The organism is Streptomyces rubellus, from assembly GCF_036323805.1.
Classification (GTDB): Bacteria; Actinomycetota; Actinomycetes; order Streptomycetales; family Streptomycetaceae; genus Streptomyces.
On sequence record NZ_JAZDCX010000001.1, the window covers coordinates 217216 to 232766 of the forward strand.

13 protein-coding genes are annotated in these 15551 nt (G+C 74.2%); 5 read left to right on the forward strand and 8 right to left on the reverse strand.

Annotated features, from left to right (window positions below):
- Positions 1 to 37 precede the first annotated feature (37 nt).
- Positions 38 to 1393 carry a hypothetical protein gene (locus V1L54_RS00940; RefSeq protein WP_330115854.1) on the reverse strand — a complete coding sequence of 452 codons (1356 nt, stop codon included), beginning with the start codon at positions 1391 to 1393 and terminating at the stop codon, positions 38 to 40.
- Between the two features lie 68 nt (positions 1394 to 1461).
- Complete coding sequence (locus tag V1L54_RS00945; protein WP_330115855.1) at positions 1462 to 2604, reverse strand: LacI family DNA-binding transcriptional regulator; 1143 nt, start codon at positions 2602 to 2604, stop codon at positions 1462 to 1464.
- A gap of 113 nt (positions 2605 to 2717) precedes the next feature.
- On the opposite strand from V1L54_RS00945, the gene V1L54_RS00950 reads away from it, so the two are divergent.
- The 3 genes from V1L54_RS00950 to V1L54_RS00960 are packed head-to-tail and all read left to right on the forward strand — an operon-like array spanning position 2718 to position 5913.
- A complete protein-coding gene (locus V1L54_RS00950; protein WP_330115856.1) occupies positions 2718 to 3887 on the forward strand; it encodes a Gfo/Idh/MocA family protein in 1170 nt (389 codons plus the stop codon).
- On the forward strand, positions 3884 to 5056 hold the full coding sequence (locus V1L54_RS00955) for a dihydrodipicolinate synthase family protein (RefSeq protein ID WP_443076417.1): 1173 nt from the start codon (positions 3884 to 3886) through the stop codon (positions 5054 to 5056). The genes V1L54_RS00950 and V1L54_RS00955 overlap by 4 nt, the downstream gene beginning before the upstream one ends.
- On the forward strand, positions 5053 to 5913 hold the full coding sequence (locus V1L54_RS00960; protein ID WP_330115857.1) for a sugar phosphate isomerase/epimerase family protein: 861 nt from the start codon (positions 5053 to 5055) through the stop codon (positions 5911 to 5913). The genes V1L54_RS00955 and V1L54_RS00960 overlap by 4 nt, the downstream gene beginning before the upstream one ends.
- Positions 5914 to 6018: 105 nt before the next feature.
- Here the strand turns inward: V1L54_RS00960 and V1L54_RS00965 are convergent, their stop codons facing one another.
- Positions 6019 to 6231 carry a hypothetical protein gene (locus V1L54_RS00965; RefSeq protein WP_330115858.1) on the reverse strand — a complete coding sequence of 71 codons (213 nt, stop codon included), beginning with the start codon at positions 6229 to 6231 and terminating at the stop codon, positions 6019 to 6021.
- Between the two features lie 412 nt (positions 6232 to 6643).
- Between V1L54_RS00965 and recD2 the strand changes: the two genes are divergently transcribed.
- The gene (recD2, locus tag V1L54_RS00970) at positions 6644 to 8869 is read left to right on the forward strand and encodes an SF1B family DNA helicase RecD2 (protein ID WP_330115859.1); all 2226 of its coding nucleotides are present in this window, start codon (positions 6644 to 6646) and stop codon (positions 8867 to 8869) included.
- Positions 8870 to 9002: 133 nt separating this feature from the next.
- A complete protein-coding gene (locus V1L54_RS00975; RefSeq protein ID WP_100204765.1) occupies positions 9003 to 10292 on the forward strand; it encodes a citrate synthase in 1290 nt (429 codons plus the stop codon).
- Between the two features lie 513 nt (positions 10293 to 10805).
- Here V1L54_RS00975 and V1L54_RS00980 read toward each other — a convergent pair.
- The 5 genes from V1L54_RS00980 to V1L54_RS01000 are packed head-to-tail and all read right to left on the reverse strand — an operon-like array spanning position 10806 to position 15539.
- Positions 10806 to 12608, reverse strand: a complete 1803-nt coding sequence (locus tag V1L54_RS00980) for an ABC transporter ATP-binding protein (RefSeq protein ID WP_443076444.1) — start codon at positions 12606 to 12608, stop codon at positions 10806 to 10808.
- Positions 12609 to 12639: 31 nt separating this feature from the next.
- Positions 12640 to 13194 carry a lasso peptide biosynthesis B2 protein gene (locus V1L54_RS00985; RefSeq protein ID WP_330115860.1) on the reverse strand — a complete coding sequence of 185 codons (555 nt, stop codon included), beginning with the start codon at positions 13192 to 13194 and terminating at the stop codon, positions 12640 to 12642.
- The gene (locus V1L54_RS00990; protein WP_330115861.1) at positions 13191 to 13442 is read right to left on the reverse strand and encodes a lasso peptide biosynthesis PqqD family chaperone; all 252 of its coding nucleotides are present in this window, start codon (positions 13440 to 13442) and stop codon (positions 13191 to 13193) included. The genes V1L54_RS00985 and V1L54_RS00990 overlap by 4 nt, the downstream gene beginning before the upstream one ends.
- Complete coding sequence (locus tag V1L54_RS00995; RefSeq protein ID WP_330115862.1) at positions 13439 to 15385, reverse strand: asparagine synthase-related protein; 1947 nt, start codon at positions 15383 to 15385, stop codon at positions 13439 to 13441. The genes V1L54_RS00990 and V1L54_RS00995 overlap by 4 nt, the downstream gene beginning before the upstream one ends.
- 28 nt (positions 15386 to 15413) lie before the next feature.
- Positions 15414 to 15539 (reverse strand): keywimysin-related RiPP, encoded by a 126-nt coding sequence (locus tag V1L54_RS01000; RefSeq protein WP_107488074.1) that lies wholly within the window; start codon positions 15537 to 15539, stop codon positions 15414 to 15416.
- Positions 15540 to 15551: the final 12 nt, after the last annotated feature.

Genomic DNA, 15551 nt, shown 5'->3' on the forward strand with positions numbered 1-15551 from the left:
CCCGGCCCCGCCCCCCGGGAGCCGGGGCCCGGCGCGCTCAGCGCGCCGGGCGGCGCGGGAGGACGGCGAACTCCGCGCCCCGGCCGTAGGCGCCCGGGGTGAAGACCCCGGCCCCGGGCAGCAGCAGGAACGGGATCGTGGTGTCCCGGGGCAGTTCCCGGGGCCGTCCGGTGTCCAGCGGCACGGTGACGGGCACGGGCTCCTCCCCGCCGCCGTCCTCCCCGGTGAAGCCGTAGGCGGTGCCGTCGTCGCCGACGGACAGCAGCCGGGCTCCGGGCCGGCCGTCCCGCCCGTCCAGGCAGTGCGCCTTCCCGCGCTCGAAGTCGAAGGCGAGGGGACCCACGACGGCGTACCGGCCGTTCGCCGACAGGCTCCCGGGGGAGGAGAGGTTCTCCGGGCCCTCCAGCGCGTCGCAGGGCACGGACATCTCCAGCTTTCCGGAGGCCAGGTCGTGCACGGCCCACACCTCCTCGTCGAGGGGCCGTCCGCTCTCGGCGTCGATCCACGCCCACCAGGAGACGACGTGGTCCCCGGCGACCGTCTGGACCACGCCGTCCCGGTACCACCGGTCGTGGTCCGGGTGGAAACCCGGCGGGGCGTGGTCCTTGGAATGCCAGCCGCCGGGGATGCCGAAGCCGCCGCGGGCCAGGGCGACCACCGGGCCGTGCGGGGAGAGCCCGGCCACCTCGCCGTCGCCGGGGCAGCCGGTCCGGTCGCAGGAGGCCGGCAGCCACTGCCGGTCGTCGTACGTCCGGACCCGTCCGGTGGCGATGTCCACCGTCGCGGTCATGGGCCGCAGCTCCAGGCCCGTCCAGCGGAGCAGCAGTCCCGTCCCGCCGTTCCGGAGGGCCACCCGGCCGGCGTCGGACGGGACCGGGACGGTGAGGGTGCGGCTGGGGACGATGTCCTTGCCGGCGGAGTCCGCCAGGTAGAGGTCGAGAAGCGCCTTCCGGTCGGGCCCGGTGCCCTCCACCTGGAGGGTGACGACGTACTCGTGCCCGTCCCGGTCGGTCGTCACCAGGATGTCGGCCGGCGGTGTCGGGCCCATGTCCACGGGCGCCGGGGTGTGCCACCGCCGGCTGATCCAGCGCAGGTCCCCGGTGACCGCGTCGCGGGCCTCGGCGATGTGGCTGCCGCCGTCCATCTGGAGGAGGAGGACCAGGCCCGCCTTGGGCGCGACGTCCATCGGGATGTCCGCGCTGTGCTCCGACAGCCAGGTGAGGGGCTGCCGCCAGCCCCGGGAGCCGTCGAAGCCGTCCGGTGCGCTGAAACGCTTCTCCAGGGGGCGTGCCGACTCCTCGCCGACCACCTGGCCGCCGCCTCCGCAGGCCGTCAGCAGCCAGGCGGTCGACAGGGCCAGTAAGGCGGCCACCGTTGCGCGTGCGGTTCTCACCCGTGGACCTCCCGTGCGCCGTCCGGACGGGCCCTGCCGGGCCGTCGGACCGCTCGTGGGGAAGGACCCTAACGCGTCGGGCCGCCGGAGGGTACCGGGGCCCGTCCGGTGCGCGGGGGAGCGGTGGAGGCGCGGGCCATCAGCTCGGTGCGCACGGTGGCCAGCCCGCCGGGCGGGGCCGCCTCGCGGCCCAGCGCCAGCCGCCCGGCGCGGGCGCCCGCCTCGTGGAGCGGGATGCGGACGGTGGTCAGGGCGGGGGCGGCGTCCGCGCTGAACGGGAGGTCGTCGAAGCCCGCCACGGACACGTCCCCGGGGATGCGCAGCCCCCGGTCGCGCAGGGCGGCGCAGACGCCGAGGGCGGCGGTGTCGTTGGCGGCCAGCACGGCCGTCAGGTCCGGTGCGCGGCGCAGCAGTTCCAGGGCGCCGTCGTAGCCGGAGGAGCGGTCGTACGCGCCGTGCACGGTGAGGCGGCCGGCGTCGGCGAGCAGGGCGGGGTCGTGGGCGGCCAGCGCCGCCCGGTGGCCCTCCAGCCGGTGCCGGGTGGTGGTGCGTTCGACCGGTCCCGCGACACAGCCGATGCGGCGGTGGCCGAGGGCGAGGAGGTGCTCGGTGAGGCGGCGGGCGCCGCCCCGGTTGTCGAAGGCCACGGTGACCGGCCCGGCGGCGGTGCCGTTCGCGCCCTCGGCCCCGTCCGCCCCGTCCGCGCCGTCCGGCCCGCCGGGCGCCGGCAGCGGCGGCCTGCCGCACAGGACGACCCGGGTGCCGGCCCCGGCCATCCGGTGCAGGCGGGCGGCCAGGGCCGCGGTGTGCTCCGGGTCCTCCACCGCGCTGCCGGTGAGGACGACGGCGGCGGCGCGCTGGCGCTGGAGGAGGGTGAGGTAGGTCAGCTCGCGCTCGGGGGAGCCGCCGGTGTTGCAGACGACCGCCAGTTTCCGTCCCGCCTTCCCCGGCTCCAGCTCGGACTGGACGGCGCTTGCCATGATCCCGAAGAACGGGTCGGCGATGTCGTTGACGAGGACGCCGACGAGGTCGGAGGTCGCGGCGGCCAGTGCGCTGGCGGGCCCGTTGACCACGTACTCCAGCTCCTCGACCGCGCGCAGCACCCGGCTGCGGGTCGCTCCCGCCACCGGATAGTTCCCGCTGAGCACCCGCGAGACGGTCGCGGCCGAGACCCCGGCCCGGGCCGCCACGTCCGCCAGCGTCACTGCCATTCCGTCCTCCGTGCGGGTCTTGTCGGCGGGTCTTGTCGGGGGTGTTGTGAGCAGGCTAGCTTGCTGGGGCGTAGAAAGCGCTTTCTAAGGCAAGAGGCGAGAGGGAACCGCTCATGAGACGCAGGGTCGTACGGATCGCCATGAACGGCGTCACCGGCCGGATGGGTTACCGCCAGCACCTGGTCCGCTCCATCCTGGCCATCCGTGAGCAGGGCGGTCTGGAGCTGGGCGGCGGCGAGGTGCTGTGGCCCGAGCCGGTCCTCGTCGGACGCCGCGAGCACGCGCTGCGGGCCCTCGCCGAGCGGCACGGCCTCGACCCGGCCGCCGTGAGCTGCGACCTCGACGCCGTCCTGGCCGACGCGAGCGTGGACGTCTACTTCGACGCCCAGCTCACCTCCGCCCGCGAGACCGCCCTCCGCAAGGCCATCGCGGCGGGCAAGCACGTCTACACCGAGAAGCCCACCGCCACCGGTCTGGACGGCGCCCTGGAACTGGCCCGGCTCGCCCGCGACGCGGGCGTGCGGCACGGGGTGGTGCAGGACAAGCTCTTCCTGCCGGGCCTGCGCAAACTGCGGCGGCTGGTCGACGGCGGCTTCTTCGGGCGGATCCTGTCGGTGCGCGGCGAGTTCGGCTACTGGGTCTTCGAGGGCGACTGGCAGCCCGCGCAGCGCCCCTCGTGGAACTACCGCGCCGAGGACGGCGGCGGCATCGTCACCGACATGTTCCCGCACTGGGAGTACGTGCTCCGCGAGCTGTTCGGCCCGGTGCGCACCGTCCAGGCGGCCACCGCCACCCACCTGCCGCGGCGCTGGGACGAGGAGGGCAAGCCCTACGAGGCGACCGCCGACGACGCCGCCTACGGCATCTTCCGGCTGGAGGGCGGGATCGTCGCCCAGATCAACTCCTCCTGGGCCGTGCGGGTGAACCGCGACGAGCTGGTGGAGTTCCAGGTCGACGGCACCGAGGGCTCGGCCGTCGCCGGGCTGCGCTCCTGCCGCGTCCAGCACCGCTCGGCCACCCCCAGACCGGTGTGGAACCCGGACCTGCCGGTCGCCGAGTCCTTCCGCGACCAGTGGCAGGAGGTGCCCGACAACCTCGGGGAGGGCGAGGGCTTCGACAACGGCTTCAAGGCCCAGTGGGAGCTGTTCCTGCGCCATGTCGTCCTGGACGAGCCGTACACCTGGGACCTGCTGGCCGGCGCCCGCGGCGTCCAGCTCGCCGAACTGGGCCTGGCCTCGGCCGCCGAGGGCCGCCGCCTGGACGTGCCGGAGCTGGTGCTGTGATCCGCCTGCCCGACGCCTCCGGCACCCTGCGCGCGTACACCCCCCGCGCGGCGCCCCGGGTGCCCGTCGTCCCGGCCGCCGGGGGGCCGCCGGTCTCCCGCACGGTCTTCGCCGCCGCCCATGTGGTCGCCGACCCCTTCGCGGACGTTCCCCCGGACGGTCCGGCCGCCGTGGACTGGGACGCCACCCTCGCCTTCCGCCGCCATCTGTGGTCCCACGGGCTGGCCGTCGCCGAGGCCATGGACACCGCCCAGCGCGGCATGGGCCTGGACTGGACGGCCGCCGCCGAACTGATCCGCCGCTCGGCCGCCGAGGCCGCCGCCTGCGGGGGCCGGGTCGCCTGCGGGGCGGGCACCGACCAGCTCACCGGGCCCGCCGGCCTGGACGAGATCCGCGCCGCCTACGAGGAGCAGCTCGCCGTGGTGGAGGAGGCCGGCGCCCAGGCGGTCGTGATGGCCTCCCGCGCCCTGGCCGCCGCCGCCCGCGGTCCCGAGGACTACGCCGAGCTCTACGGGCATCTGCTGCGCCAGGCGTCCGAGCCGGTCGTCCTGCACTGGCTCGGCCCGATGTTCGACCCGGCGCTGGCCGGCTACTGGGGCAGCACGGACCTGGACGCCGCCACCGAGACCCTCCTCGCCGTCGTCGCCGGGCATCCCGGCAAGGTGGACGGCGTCAAGGTCTCGCTGCTGGACGCGGACCGCGAGAGAGAGCTGCGCCGCCGTCTGCCGGACGGGGTGCGCTGCTACACCGGCGACGACTTCCACTACCCCGAGCTGATCGCGGGCGACGGACCCGCGGCGGGCGGCCGCTTCAGCCACGCCCTGCTGGGGATCTTCGACCCGCTGGGTCCGCTGGCCGCCGAGGCCGTACGGGTGCTGGACACCGGCGACACCGACGGCTTCCGCGAACTGCTGGACCCCACCGTCGAACTCTCCCGCCACCTGTTCCGGGCGCCCACCCGCCACTACAAGACCGGGGTGGTCTTCCTGGCCTGGCTGGCCGGTCACCAGGACCACTTCGCCATGGTCGGCGGACTCCAGTCGGCGCGCCCGCTGCCCCACCTGGCCAGGGCGTACGAACTGGCCGACGCCCTCGGGCTGTTCCCCGACCCGGCGCTCGCCGAGGAGCGGATGCGGCAGCTCCTGGCGGTGTACGGGGTGACGGCGTGAGCGCGGGGAGCGCACCGGGCGGGGACACGGGCGGGTCGGTCCGCTTCGCCGTCAACCAGGAGACCGTCCGGCAGCTCTCCCTGCCCGAGCTGGCGGCGGCCTGCGGCGACCTGGGAGTGGCGGGCGTCGGCCTGTGGCGCGCCCCCGTCCAGGAGTACGGCGTGACCGAGACGGCCCGGCTGGTGCGGGACGCGGGGCTGACGGTCACCAGCCTGTGCCGGGGCGGTTTCCTCACCGCCGCCGACCCCGCCGGGCGGCGCAGGGCACTGGACGACAACCGGGCGGCCGTCGACGAGGCGGCCGGGATCGGCACCGGCACCCTGGTGCTGGTCTGCGGCGGGCTGCCGCCCGGCGACCGCGACCTGTACGGCGCCCGGGAGCGGATCGCCGACGCGCTGGCCGAGCTGGTGCCCTACGCGGCCGGGTGCGGGGTGCGGCTGGCCGTCGAGCCGCTGCACCCGATGTTCGCCGCGGACCGCTGTGTGGTCTCCACCCTCGGCCAGGCCCTCGACCTGGCCGAGCGCTTCCCGGCCGACCGGGTCGGCGTGGTCGTGGACACCTACCACCTGTGGTGGGACGACCGGGCGCCGGCGGAGATCGAGCGGGCGGGCCGGACGGGCCGGATCGCCGCCTTCCAGCTCGCCGACTGGTGCACCCCGCTCCCGGCGGGCGTGCTGCTGGGCCGCGGGCAGCTCGGGGACGGCTCGGTCGACTTCCGGTTCTGGCGGGAGCTGGTGACCGCGGCCGGGTACACCGGCTGGATGGAGGTGGAGATCTTCAACGAGGCGCTCTGGGCCCGGGACGGCCGCGAGGTGCTGGCGGAGACGCTGGAGCGTTTCCGCGCCCACGTGCTCTGAACCGTGCGTCGCGGACGGCTCCGCACCCCACGCCCGCGCCCGTGTCCGCGCCCGCCGCCGTCGCCTCCCGCGCGCCCGCCGGGCGCGCGGGAGGCGACGGCGTGCTCACCGCTCGCCGCGGTCCTGCTCGGCGCCCTCCGCGTCGCCGCGGCCGCCCTCGGCCTGGGAGGGCCGGCCGGACTGCGCGGACGCCGGAGCCGAGCCGCCGCCCCGCGCGCTCCGCTCCGCGGAGTGCCGCTCGCTCAGCCCCCGGGACTGGTCGACACCCTCCTCGTCGTCCCGCTCGCCCTCGGCCTGTGATGGCGTCCAGCCGCTCATGCCCCGTCTCCTCTCGCTCCGGTCCGTCACGGCGGTCCGGTGGGACGCGCCGTGGACATCCGCCGGGTACCCCGGCGCTCCGGATCCACTCGGAGCACCGGACCGGTCCGAGCAGCGGGAACGCGCTGGGGGCGGGAGGACGGCAGCGGGGGCGGGGCGGAGGGCACGGCTCGGAAGACGGCGAAAAAAACTACGTCCCGCTGTGCAACCCTTCCGGAGCGTTGTGGGTCATAGCTGGTGTCGGTCGCACCAGGGGGGAGCGACGGGGGAGACCGGCGGGGGGACACGAGGGGCTCGGCCGTACCGGCGGAGCCCCTCGTAACGTTCCCGGCGGCCCCGGCCCGCCGGCCGGTGACCGCCGGATCCGCACCGGGCTGTCTCCCTGTCAGTGTCCGGGGTTACCGTCTGTGACATGTCGTTCCAACCCGCCGTGCTCGAGGGCGTCCTCGAGCGCATCACCTACGCCAACGAGGAAAACGGCTACACGGTGGCCCGTGTCGACACCGGGCGCGGCGCCGGTGAGCTGCTCACCGTCGTCGGCTCGCTGCTCGGCGCGCAGGTCGGGGAGTCGCTGCGGATGGAGGGCCGCTGGGGCTCGCACCCGCAGTACGGCCGCCAGTTCCACGTGGACAACTACACGACGGTGCTGCCCGCCACCGTCCAGGGCATCCGGCGCTATCTGGGCTCCGGTCTGATCAAGGGCATCGGGCCGAAGATCGCCGAGCGGATCGTGGACCACTTCGGCCTGGAGACCCTGGAGGTCATCGAGACCGAGCCGGAACGGCTGATCGAGGTCCCCGGCCTCGGCCCGAAGCGCACGAAGCTGATCGGGGCGGCCTGGGAGGAGCAGAAGGCGATCAAGGAGGTGATGGTCTTCCTCCAGGGCGTGGAGGTGTCCACCTCGATCGCGGTGCGGATCTACAAGAAGTACGGCGACGCCTCGATCTCGGTGGTGAAGAACCAGCCCTACCGGCTGGCCGCCGACGTGTGGGGCATCGGCTTCCTCACCGCCGACCGCATCGCGAAGGCCGTCGGCATCCCGCACGACAGCCCCGACCGGGTCAAGGCCGGACTGCAGTACGCGCTGTCGCAGTCCGCCGACCAGGGGCACTGCTACCTGCCGGAGGAGCGGCTGATCGCCGAAACCGTCAAGCTGCTCCAGGTGGACACCGGCCTGGTCATCGACTGCCTGGGGGAGCTGGCGGCGGAGGAGGAGGGGGTGGTGCGCGAGCAGGTCCCCGATCCGCAGCATCCCGAGGAGAGGATCTCGGCGGTGTACCTGGTGCCCTTCCACCGGGCCGAGCTGTCCCTGTCGGGACAGCTGCTGCGGCTGCTGCGCACCGGGGAGGACCGCCTGCCGGCCTTCCGGGACGTCGACTGGGAGACGGCCCTTTCCTGGCTGGCGAAGCGCACCGGTGCCGAGCTGGCCCCCGAGCAGAAGGACGCGGTGCGCCTCGCGCTCACCGAGAAGGTCGCGGTGCTCACCGGCGGCCCCGGCTGCGGCAAGTCCTTCACCGTGCGGTCGGTGGTGGAGCTGGCCCGGGCGAAGAAGGCGAAGGTGCTGCTGGCCGCGCCCACCGGCCGGGCGGCCAAACGGCTGTCGGAGCTGACGGGCGCGGACGCCTCCACCGTCCACCGGCTGCTGGAGCTCAAGCCCGGCGGGGACGCCGCGTACGACCGGGAGCGGCCGCTGGACGCCGACCTGGTGGTGGTCGACGAGGCGTCGATGCTCGACCTGCTGCTGGCCAACAAGCTGATCAAGGCGGTGGCGCCCGGCGCCCATCTGCTGCTGGTGGGCGACGTGGACCAGCTGCCGTCGGTGGGCGCGGGCGAGGTGCTGCGCGATCTGCTGGCCGAGGGCGGCCCGATCCCGGCGGTACGGCTGACGCGGATCTTCCGGCAGGCCCAGCAGTCCGGTGTGGTGACCAACGCGCACCGGATCAACTCCGGGGCGCCGCCGATCACCCAGGGCCTGCCGGACTTCTTCCTGTTCGTCGAGGAGGACACCGAGGAGGCCGGGAAGCTCACCGTGGACGTGGCGGCCCGGCGCGTTCCCGCGAAGTTCGGCCTCGATCCCCGCCGGGACGTGCAGGTGCTGGCCCCGATGCACCGCGGCCCGGCCGGCGCGGGCACGTTGAACGGCCTGCTCCAGCAGGTCATCACCCCCGCCCGTCCCGACCTTCCGGAAAAGCGTTTCGGTGGACGGGTTTTCCGGGTGGGTGACAAGGTGACTCAGATTCGGAACAACTACGAGAAGGGCGCCAACGGCGTCTTCAACGGCACAGTGGGTGTGGTCACCGCCCTCAGCCCGGAGGAGCAGCGGCTGACCGTGCGCACCGACGAGGACGAGGAGGTCGGCTACGACTTCGACGAACTGGACGAACTGGCGCACGCGTACGCGGTGACCATCCACCGCTCACAGGGCAGCGAGTATCCGGCGGTGGTCATCCCGGTCACCACCGGGGCCTGGATGATGTTGCAGCGCAACCTGCTCTACACCGCTGTGACGAGGGCGAAACGCCTCGTGGTGCTGGTGGGTTCGCGCCGGGCCCTGGGGCAGGCCGTGCGGACGGTCTCCGCCGGGCGGCGCTGCACCGCTCTGGACTACCGATTGCGTGGAGCGTCGCACTCCGCGTAGCTTTCCGGAGGCACTCCGTGCCATGAGGAGGCCTGCTGGCCGACCCCTAGTGCACCGCACGGCACCGGGTGGGAGAGAGTGGACACAAGTCAGGGCACCTCGAAGAAGAGGCACTACGTCGGTGAGGGATGACGTGAGCGACAACTCTGTAGTACTGCGGTATGGGGACGGCGAATACGACTTTCCGCTGGTGAACAGCACTGTCGGGGACAGTGGGTTCGACATCTCCAAACTGCGCGCCCAGACCGGTCTGGTGACCCTGGACTCCGGCTACGGCAACACCGCCGCGTACAAATCGGCGGTCACCTACCTCGACGGTGAGAAGGGCATCCTCCGGTACCGCGGTTATCCGATCGAGCAGCTCGCCGAGCGCGGCACGTTCCTCGAGACGGCCTATCTGCTGATCCACGGGGAGCTGCCCACGGTCGACGAGCTGGCGGCGTTCAGGAACGAGATCACCCAGCACACCCTGCTGCACGAGGACGTCAAGCGGTTCTACGACGGCTTCCCCCGGGACGCGCACCCGATGGCGATGCTGTCCTCCGTGGTCAGCGCGCTGTCCGCGTTCTACCAGGACAGCCACAACCCCTTCGACGAGGAGCAGCGGCACCTCTCCACCATCCGGCTGCTGGCCAAGCTGCCCACCATCGCGGCCTACGCGTACAAGAAGTCGATCGGCCACCCCCCGGTCTACCCGCGCAACGACCTGGGCTACGTCGAGAACTTCCTGCGCATGACCTTCTCGGTCCCCGCCGAGGAGTACGAGATCAACCCGGTGGTCGCCGACGCGCTGGACAAGCTCCTCATCCTGCACGCGGACCACGAGCAGAACTGCTCCACCTCCACGGTGCGCCTGGTGGGCTCCTCGCAGGCCAACATGTTCGTCTCCATCTCCGCGGGCATCAGCGCCCTGTGGGGCCCGCTGCACGGCGGCGCCAACCAGGCGGTCCTGGAGATGCTGGAGCGCATCCAGGCCGAGGGCGGTGACGTCGACTCCTTCATCCGCCGGGTGAAGAACAAGGAGCAGGGCGTCCGGCTGATGGGCTTCGGGCACCGCGTCTACAAGAGCTTCGACCCCCGGGCGAAGATCATCAAGGCGGCGGCGCACGATGTCCTCTCGGCGCTCGGCAAGAGCGACGAACTGCTGGACATCGCGCTGCGGCTGGAGGAGCACGCGCTGGCCGACGACTACTTCGTCGAGCGCAACCTCTACCCGAACGTCGACTTCTACACCGGTCTGATCTACCGGGCCATGGGCTTCCCGACCAGCATGTTCACCGTGCTGTTCGCGCTGGGCCGGCTGCCCGGCTGGATCGCCCAGTGGCACGAGATGATCAAGGAGCCGGGCTCCCGCATCGGCCGTCCGCGGCAGATCTACACGGGCGTCGTCGAGCGCGACTACGTCCCGGTCGAGCAGCGCTGAGGAGGCGCCCGCGCGCACGGTGCGCACCCCCTGCGCCCCGGGCCCCGTTCCGCACTCCGACGAGCGGAACGGGGCCTTCCGTATGCGTCCGGCGGGAGGGGAGGGGGTGGAGGGGGCGTGGACCGGGAGTGACGCATGTCACATGAGATTCGGGGTAACCATCCGAGCATCCAGTGTGTCTATACGTGTGGCGGTCGGTACTCCGGCGGAGCCCACTGCCACCAACCGTGTTCGTCTGTGGGGGACGGAGACGGTGGTCCGCAGGCGACACACATCGGGGGAGCTTGAGCGGCCCTCCCGCCCGTGTGCCGCCCGAGACACCCGGCCAGGATCCCGTGGGGGGAGTCCATGACCGGGAGAAGGGAAGCACCCCGTAGACGGGCCCGTGGGGGGACTCGTCGCGGGGTGCTTCTTGTTGTGCGGGGGCTCTCCGCGCGGACGCCGGGTGCGTCCGGCGCGCCGGGCCGGCGCGGGATCGCGTGCCGGGAACCGCGGGCCTGTGACCGCCCGCCCTCACCCCGGGCCGGGGGCGCCCTCCGCGGCCCGGGCGGGCGCCGTCCGGGCGGGCCGGGCGGGCCGGTCCGTTCCGTCCGCCACGAGCTGGGTGGCGGCGAGCCCGGCGTACAGCGCGTCCGAGCCCAGCAGGTCGTCGTGGCGGCCCGTCGCACGCACCCGGCCGTTCTCCATGACCACGATGCGGTCGGCCCGCACCACCGTGGAGAGCCGGTGCGCGATGGCCAGGACGGTGGTCTCGGCCGCGAGCTCCACGACGACCTCCCGCAGGGCGGCCTCGTTGACCGCGTCCAGCTGTGAGGTGACCTCGTCGAGCAGCAGCAGCCGGGGCCTGCGCAGCAGCGCCCTGGCGATGGCGATCCGCTGGCGCTCACCGCCCGACAGTGTCACCCCCCGGTGTCCGACCTGGGTGTCCAGACCCTCGGGCAGCCGCTCGACGAGGGCGTCGAGCCGGGCGCGCGACACCGCGCGCCGCACCTCCTCCCCGGTGGCCCGCGGGGCGGCGAGGAGGAGGTTCTCCCGCAGGGTGCCGGCCAGCACGGGCGCGTCCTGCTCGACATAGGCGATCGCCGACCGCAGTTCGGCCAGCGGCCAGTCCCGGATGTCGCGGCCGCCGACGGACACGGTGCCCGCGTCGTGGTCGTAGAAGCGTTCCAGCAGGGCGAACACCGTGGACTTGCCGGCGCCGGAGGGGCCCACGAGCGCCGTCAGCCCGCCGGCGGGCACCTCGAAGGTCACCCCCCGGTGCGCCGGGGCGCGCTCGCCGCCGTACCCGAAGACCACGTCCTCGAACGCGACGCCGACCGGTGCCGGCCGCCCGCGGGGCGGGACACCGCCGGCGGCGTCGGTGCCACCGGTGTCACTGCCGCTGTCGGTGCCGTCGGGGAACTCCCGCGGCAGCGACTCGACCTCCTGGATGCGCCGTACCGCGGCCAGGCCGCTGTTCAGCCCCGTCCAGCCGTCGGTGAGCTGGCCGAGCGGGCCCATCAGCGCGAAGAGGTAGAGCAGGAAGGCGATCAGCGAGGAGATCTCCATCGCCCCGGAAACGGCCCGGGCACCGCCGACCCCCAGCACGGCGAGGAAGGCGAACTGCACCGCCACGGACGTGGTGACCTCGGACACCGAGGTCCACCCGGCCACCGCCACCCCGCGGTCGTGGGCCCGCCGCGCCGCCTCGGCGACGGCCGCGGTCTCGCGCTCCTCGGCCCCGCTCGCCTTGACCGTGCGGAACGCCTGGAGCGAGCGGTCCAGCAGCGACCCCATCGCGCCGACCGCCTCCTGCGCCTGGAGCTGCGCCCGCTGGATCCTCGGCATGAGCAGCGCGAGCAGCCCCAGGGCGAGGAGCACCGCCAGCAGGGTGACGCCCAGGAGCACCAGGTCCACGACGGCCATCAGCACGATCGTGCCCAGCAGCATCAGCAGCCCGGTGACCGCTTCCACGATGCTGCGGGAGAGCACGGTGCGCAGCAGTGAGGTGTCGCCGGTGGCGCGGGAGAGCAGGTCGCCGGGGGTGAGCCGGTCGACGGCCGCGACCCGCAGCCGCAGCATCCGGCCGACGAGCCGCCGCCGGGCGTGCAGGACGACGGTCTCGCCGGTGCGCGCCAGCAGGTATCTGCCGCCCGCCGCGAGGAACGCCCCGACGAGCACGACGAGGGTGAGGGCGATCAGCGGGCCGACCGGCGAGCGCCCCTGGGCGAAGGCGTCCACGGCGTACTTCGCCATCATCGGCATGGCGAGGTCCGCCCCGGAGCCGGCCAGGGTCAGCAGCGCGCCGCCGAGCAGCGCTCCCCGGTGCGGCCGCACCCGGTCCCGGAGCAGCCGCAGCGGGGAGGGGCTACCGGCCGGTCCGGGCGCCGCCGTCCCCGCCGCGGCCGCCGGATCCTTCTCCGCTCCCGGTCCCGTGCCCTTCCCTGTGCTCGCCTCCGTGCTCGCCTCCGCGCCCGTCCCCGGAGCCGCCGTCGCCGTCACCGCCGCCCCCTTCGCACACCGTGACCGTCATGAGCGGCCGGAGGTCCTCCGCCGACTGCTCGCCGACCGCCCTGCCCCCGGCCCGCACCCAGGCGTGCGGCGAGAAGGGCGGCGCGCCGCGCACTCCCACGCACCAGTCGGGCCACACGCCCGACATCCGGCAGGCCAGCGCGATCGCGATGGAGCGGGGCAGACAGCCGTACCAGCCGGCGCATCTGCGGCTGGTGGCCACGACCGCCTCGTACACCCGGAGGGTCTCCTCGTACCCGGCGGGACGGGCACCGCGGCTGACCCGGGCCAGCACCCGGCGCAGCCTTCCCGGGCGCAGCCGGCTCAGGACGAGGGCCGCGGCGACGGCGGCGCGCAGCCGGAGCCCGCCGGAGCCCGAACCCCGGCGGGGCATGGTCATCTCGGTGGTCATGGGCTGACGATCTCCGCCTCGACCAGCTGCCGGGTCAGCTCCTCGACGTCGGCCTCCGCCTCGGCCCGTCCGACGTCGAACTCCGCCAGCAGCCGCTCGACGGCGGCCTCCCGGCCCCGCCCCTCGGCCAGCGCGTTCACCACGACGGCGCCGCACTCGTTGAGCTGCCAGTAGGTGCCGCTGCGCTCGTCGAGCAGTACGGCGCCGTACTCGGTGGTGGTGAGGGCCACGCCCTGTCTGAGCTTCAAGAGACCGCCTCGCTCTTCGCCGACTTCCCGGGACCGTTGCCGGGATCGTTTCCGGGGGTGTGCTCGGGACCGCCCTTGGGGCCGCGGCCGGGTTCTCCGGCCGGCCAGGCGTCCCGGGCCGTCCGCAGCCAGGTCTCGCAGGACACCGGCGCGTCGATCGGGTACTGCTGGAGGAGGGGCGAGAACGGGTCGTCGGCCAGCCGGCCCAGCTGCCGGGCGTCGACCAGCCCGCGCCCGCCCAGGAGGGAACCGCTCCACAGCGCGCGCAGCTCGCCGGAGTGCTCGCGCAGCCCCCGCACGTCGTCGGCCGCCATGTGGTCCTTGGTGGTCCTGGCCAGCAGCCGGTCGGGCACCACCTCGCGCATGGCGGCCACCAGCAGCGGCTTGTACCGCCAGGGGACCACCCGGTCCTCGGTCCGGACGGCGAGGACGGCCTCGACGACCCGGTCGTCGTAGAAGGGCGCCGCCACCGGCAGGCCGACGGTGACGCCCACGTCCTCCAGCGCCTGGAAGACGCGGGCCCCCAGCCGCACCGCGTCGAGGTCCGCGTGCCGCCCGGGGCGGGGGCTCAGCGGCTCGGCGTGCCCGGCGGCCGTACGGAGTTCGTCCAGGATCAGCGTCCGGGCGTCGTCGGTGAACCAGGGCGGCATCGACTGCCGCACCCCCCAGGAGAGCAGCGGGGTGCGGCCGGCGGACGGCGGCTCGCACGTCACGGCGCCCGCCAGCCAGCCGGCGTACGAGGGGCGCGCGAGCAGGCCGCGCAGGGTGGGCAGCAGCGGCCAGCCGAGCTGGTGGCGCAGCGCGCCGATCCGGCGCCACGCCTTCAGCGGGCTGCCCGGGAGCAGGTCGAGACAGGCCGCCGGGAGGCCGTTGAAGAGTTCGTCCCCGCCGTAGCCGGTGAGGTGGTACTGGGACCCGGTGGCGGCGGCGTGGCCGGTCAGCAGCTGTGCCCGGGCCCGCGCGGGGGCGACGGGGAAGGGCTCGTCGAGCAGTTCCGCGGCGTTCCCCCGCAGGTCCGCGTAGAACAGCGGCACCTCGTCGGCCGGAACGACGCGGTGTTCGAGCGGAAGGGCGCTGATCCGGCGGGCGTCCTCCGCGCCGCGGCGGGCCCACGTCTCGTCCTCGGCGTGGCCGTCCCGTGCGGCGGCGGTCAGCAGCGTCGTCTCCCGGTCGCCCGTCCGCAGGGCGAGGAAGGTGACGGAGGTGGAGTCCAGTCCGCCGGAGAGCTCGCAGCTGATCCGGGTGCGCCCCGCGAGATGGGCGCGGACGGACTCGGTGAGCGCGGCGGCGAGCAGCGGGGCGCCCCGGGCGGTGTCGAGCTCCGGCTCCGGGGGGTGCCACCAGCGCCACACGGTGTGCCCGGCGCCGGAGCCGCCGGGGCCGTCGCGCAGGCTGAGCGCGTGGGCCGGGTCGAGCTCCTCCAGACCGCGCCACACCGGACGGTGCCGCAGCGGGTGCGGGACGACGTCCAGCAGGCGCAGGGCGAGCGCGCCGTCGTCGAGCTCCGCCCCGGTCAGGTGCGCCAGGACCGCCGGGCGGTCGGAGACGAGGCGGGTGCGGCCGTGCCGGGCGTGGTAGACGCGCCGGTGTCCGGACGCGGTGCCCCGGACGCAGACCTCCCCGCCGACCCGGGAGACGACATGGTGGATGCCGGGCAGCCGGGTCAGCCGGCGGTGGAGGTCGGCGGTGTCGCGGGCCGGTTCCAGGATCCCGGCGAGCACGTCCTCGGGGACGGGGGCCGGGCCGATCAGCACGAGGGAGTCCTCGCCGCGGGTGACCCGGCTGACCTGCCGGAAGGGGAGGCGGAAGACGATCCAGGGGCGTCCGGAGGGATGGGGCACGGAGCGCAGGTCCTCCGCCGCCGAGCGAAGATGCCCGGCCACGGCCTGCCCTTCGGCAGTGTCCGGGAGGACCGCGAAGAAGTCACGCAGGTGACCGGGCATCTTCATCTCCTACGGGATCTCCTGCGGGTCAGACGATCCGGCGGGAGAGGAACTCCTTGTAGGAGCCGTAGAAGTAACCTGCGGTCTTCTTGCCGAAGCTGCCCTGGTTGAACAGGGCGGGCTTCACGTAGGTCTTCTTCTGCGTCTTCTTCACTTCTTGTGCACT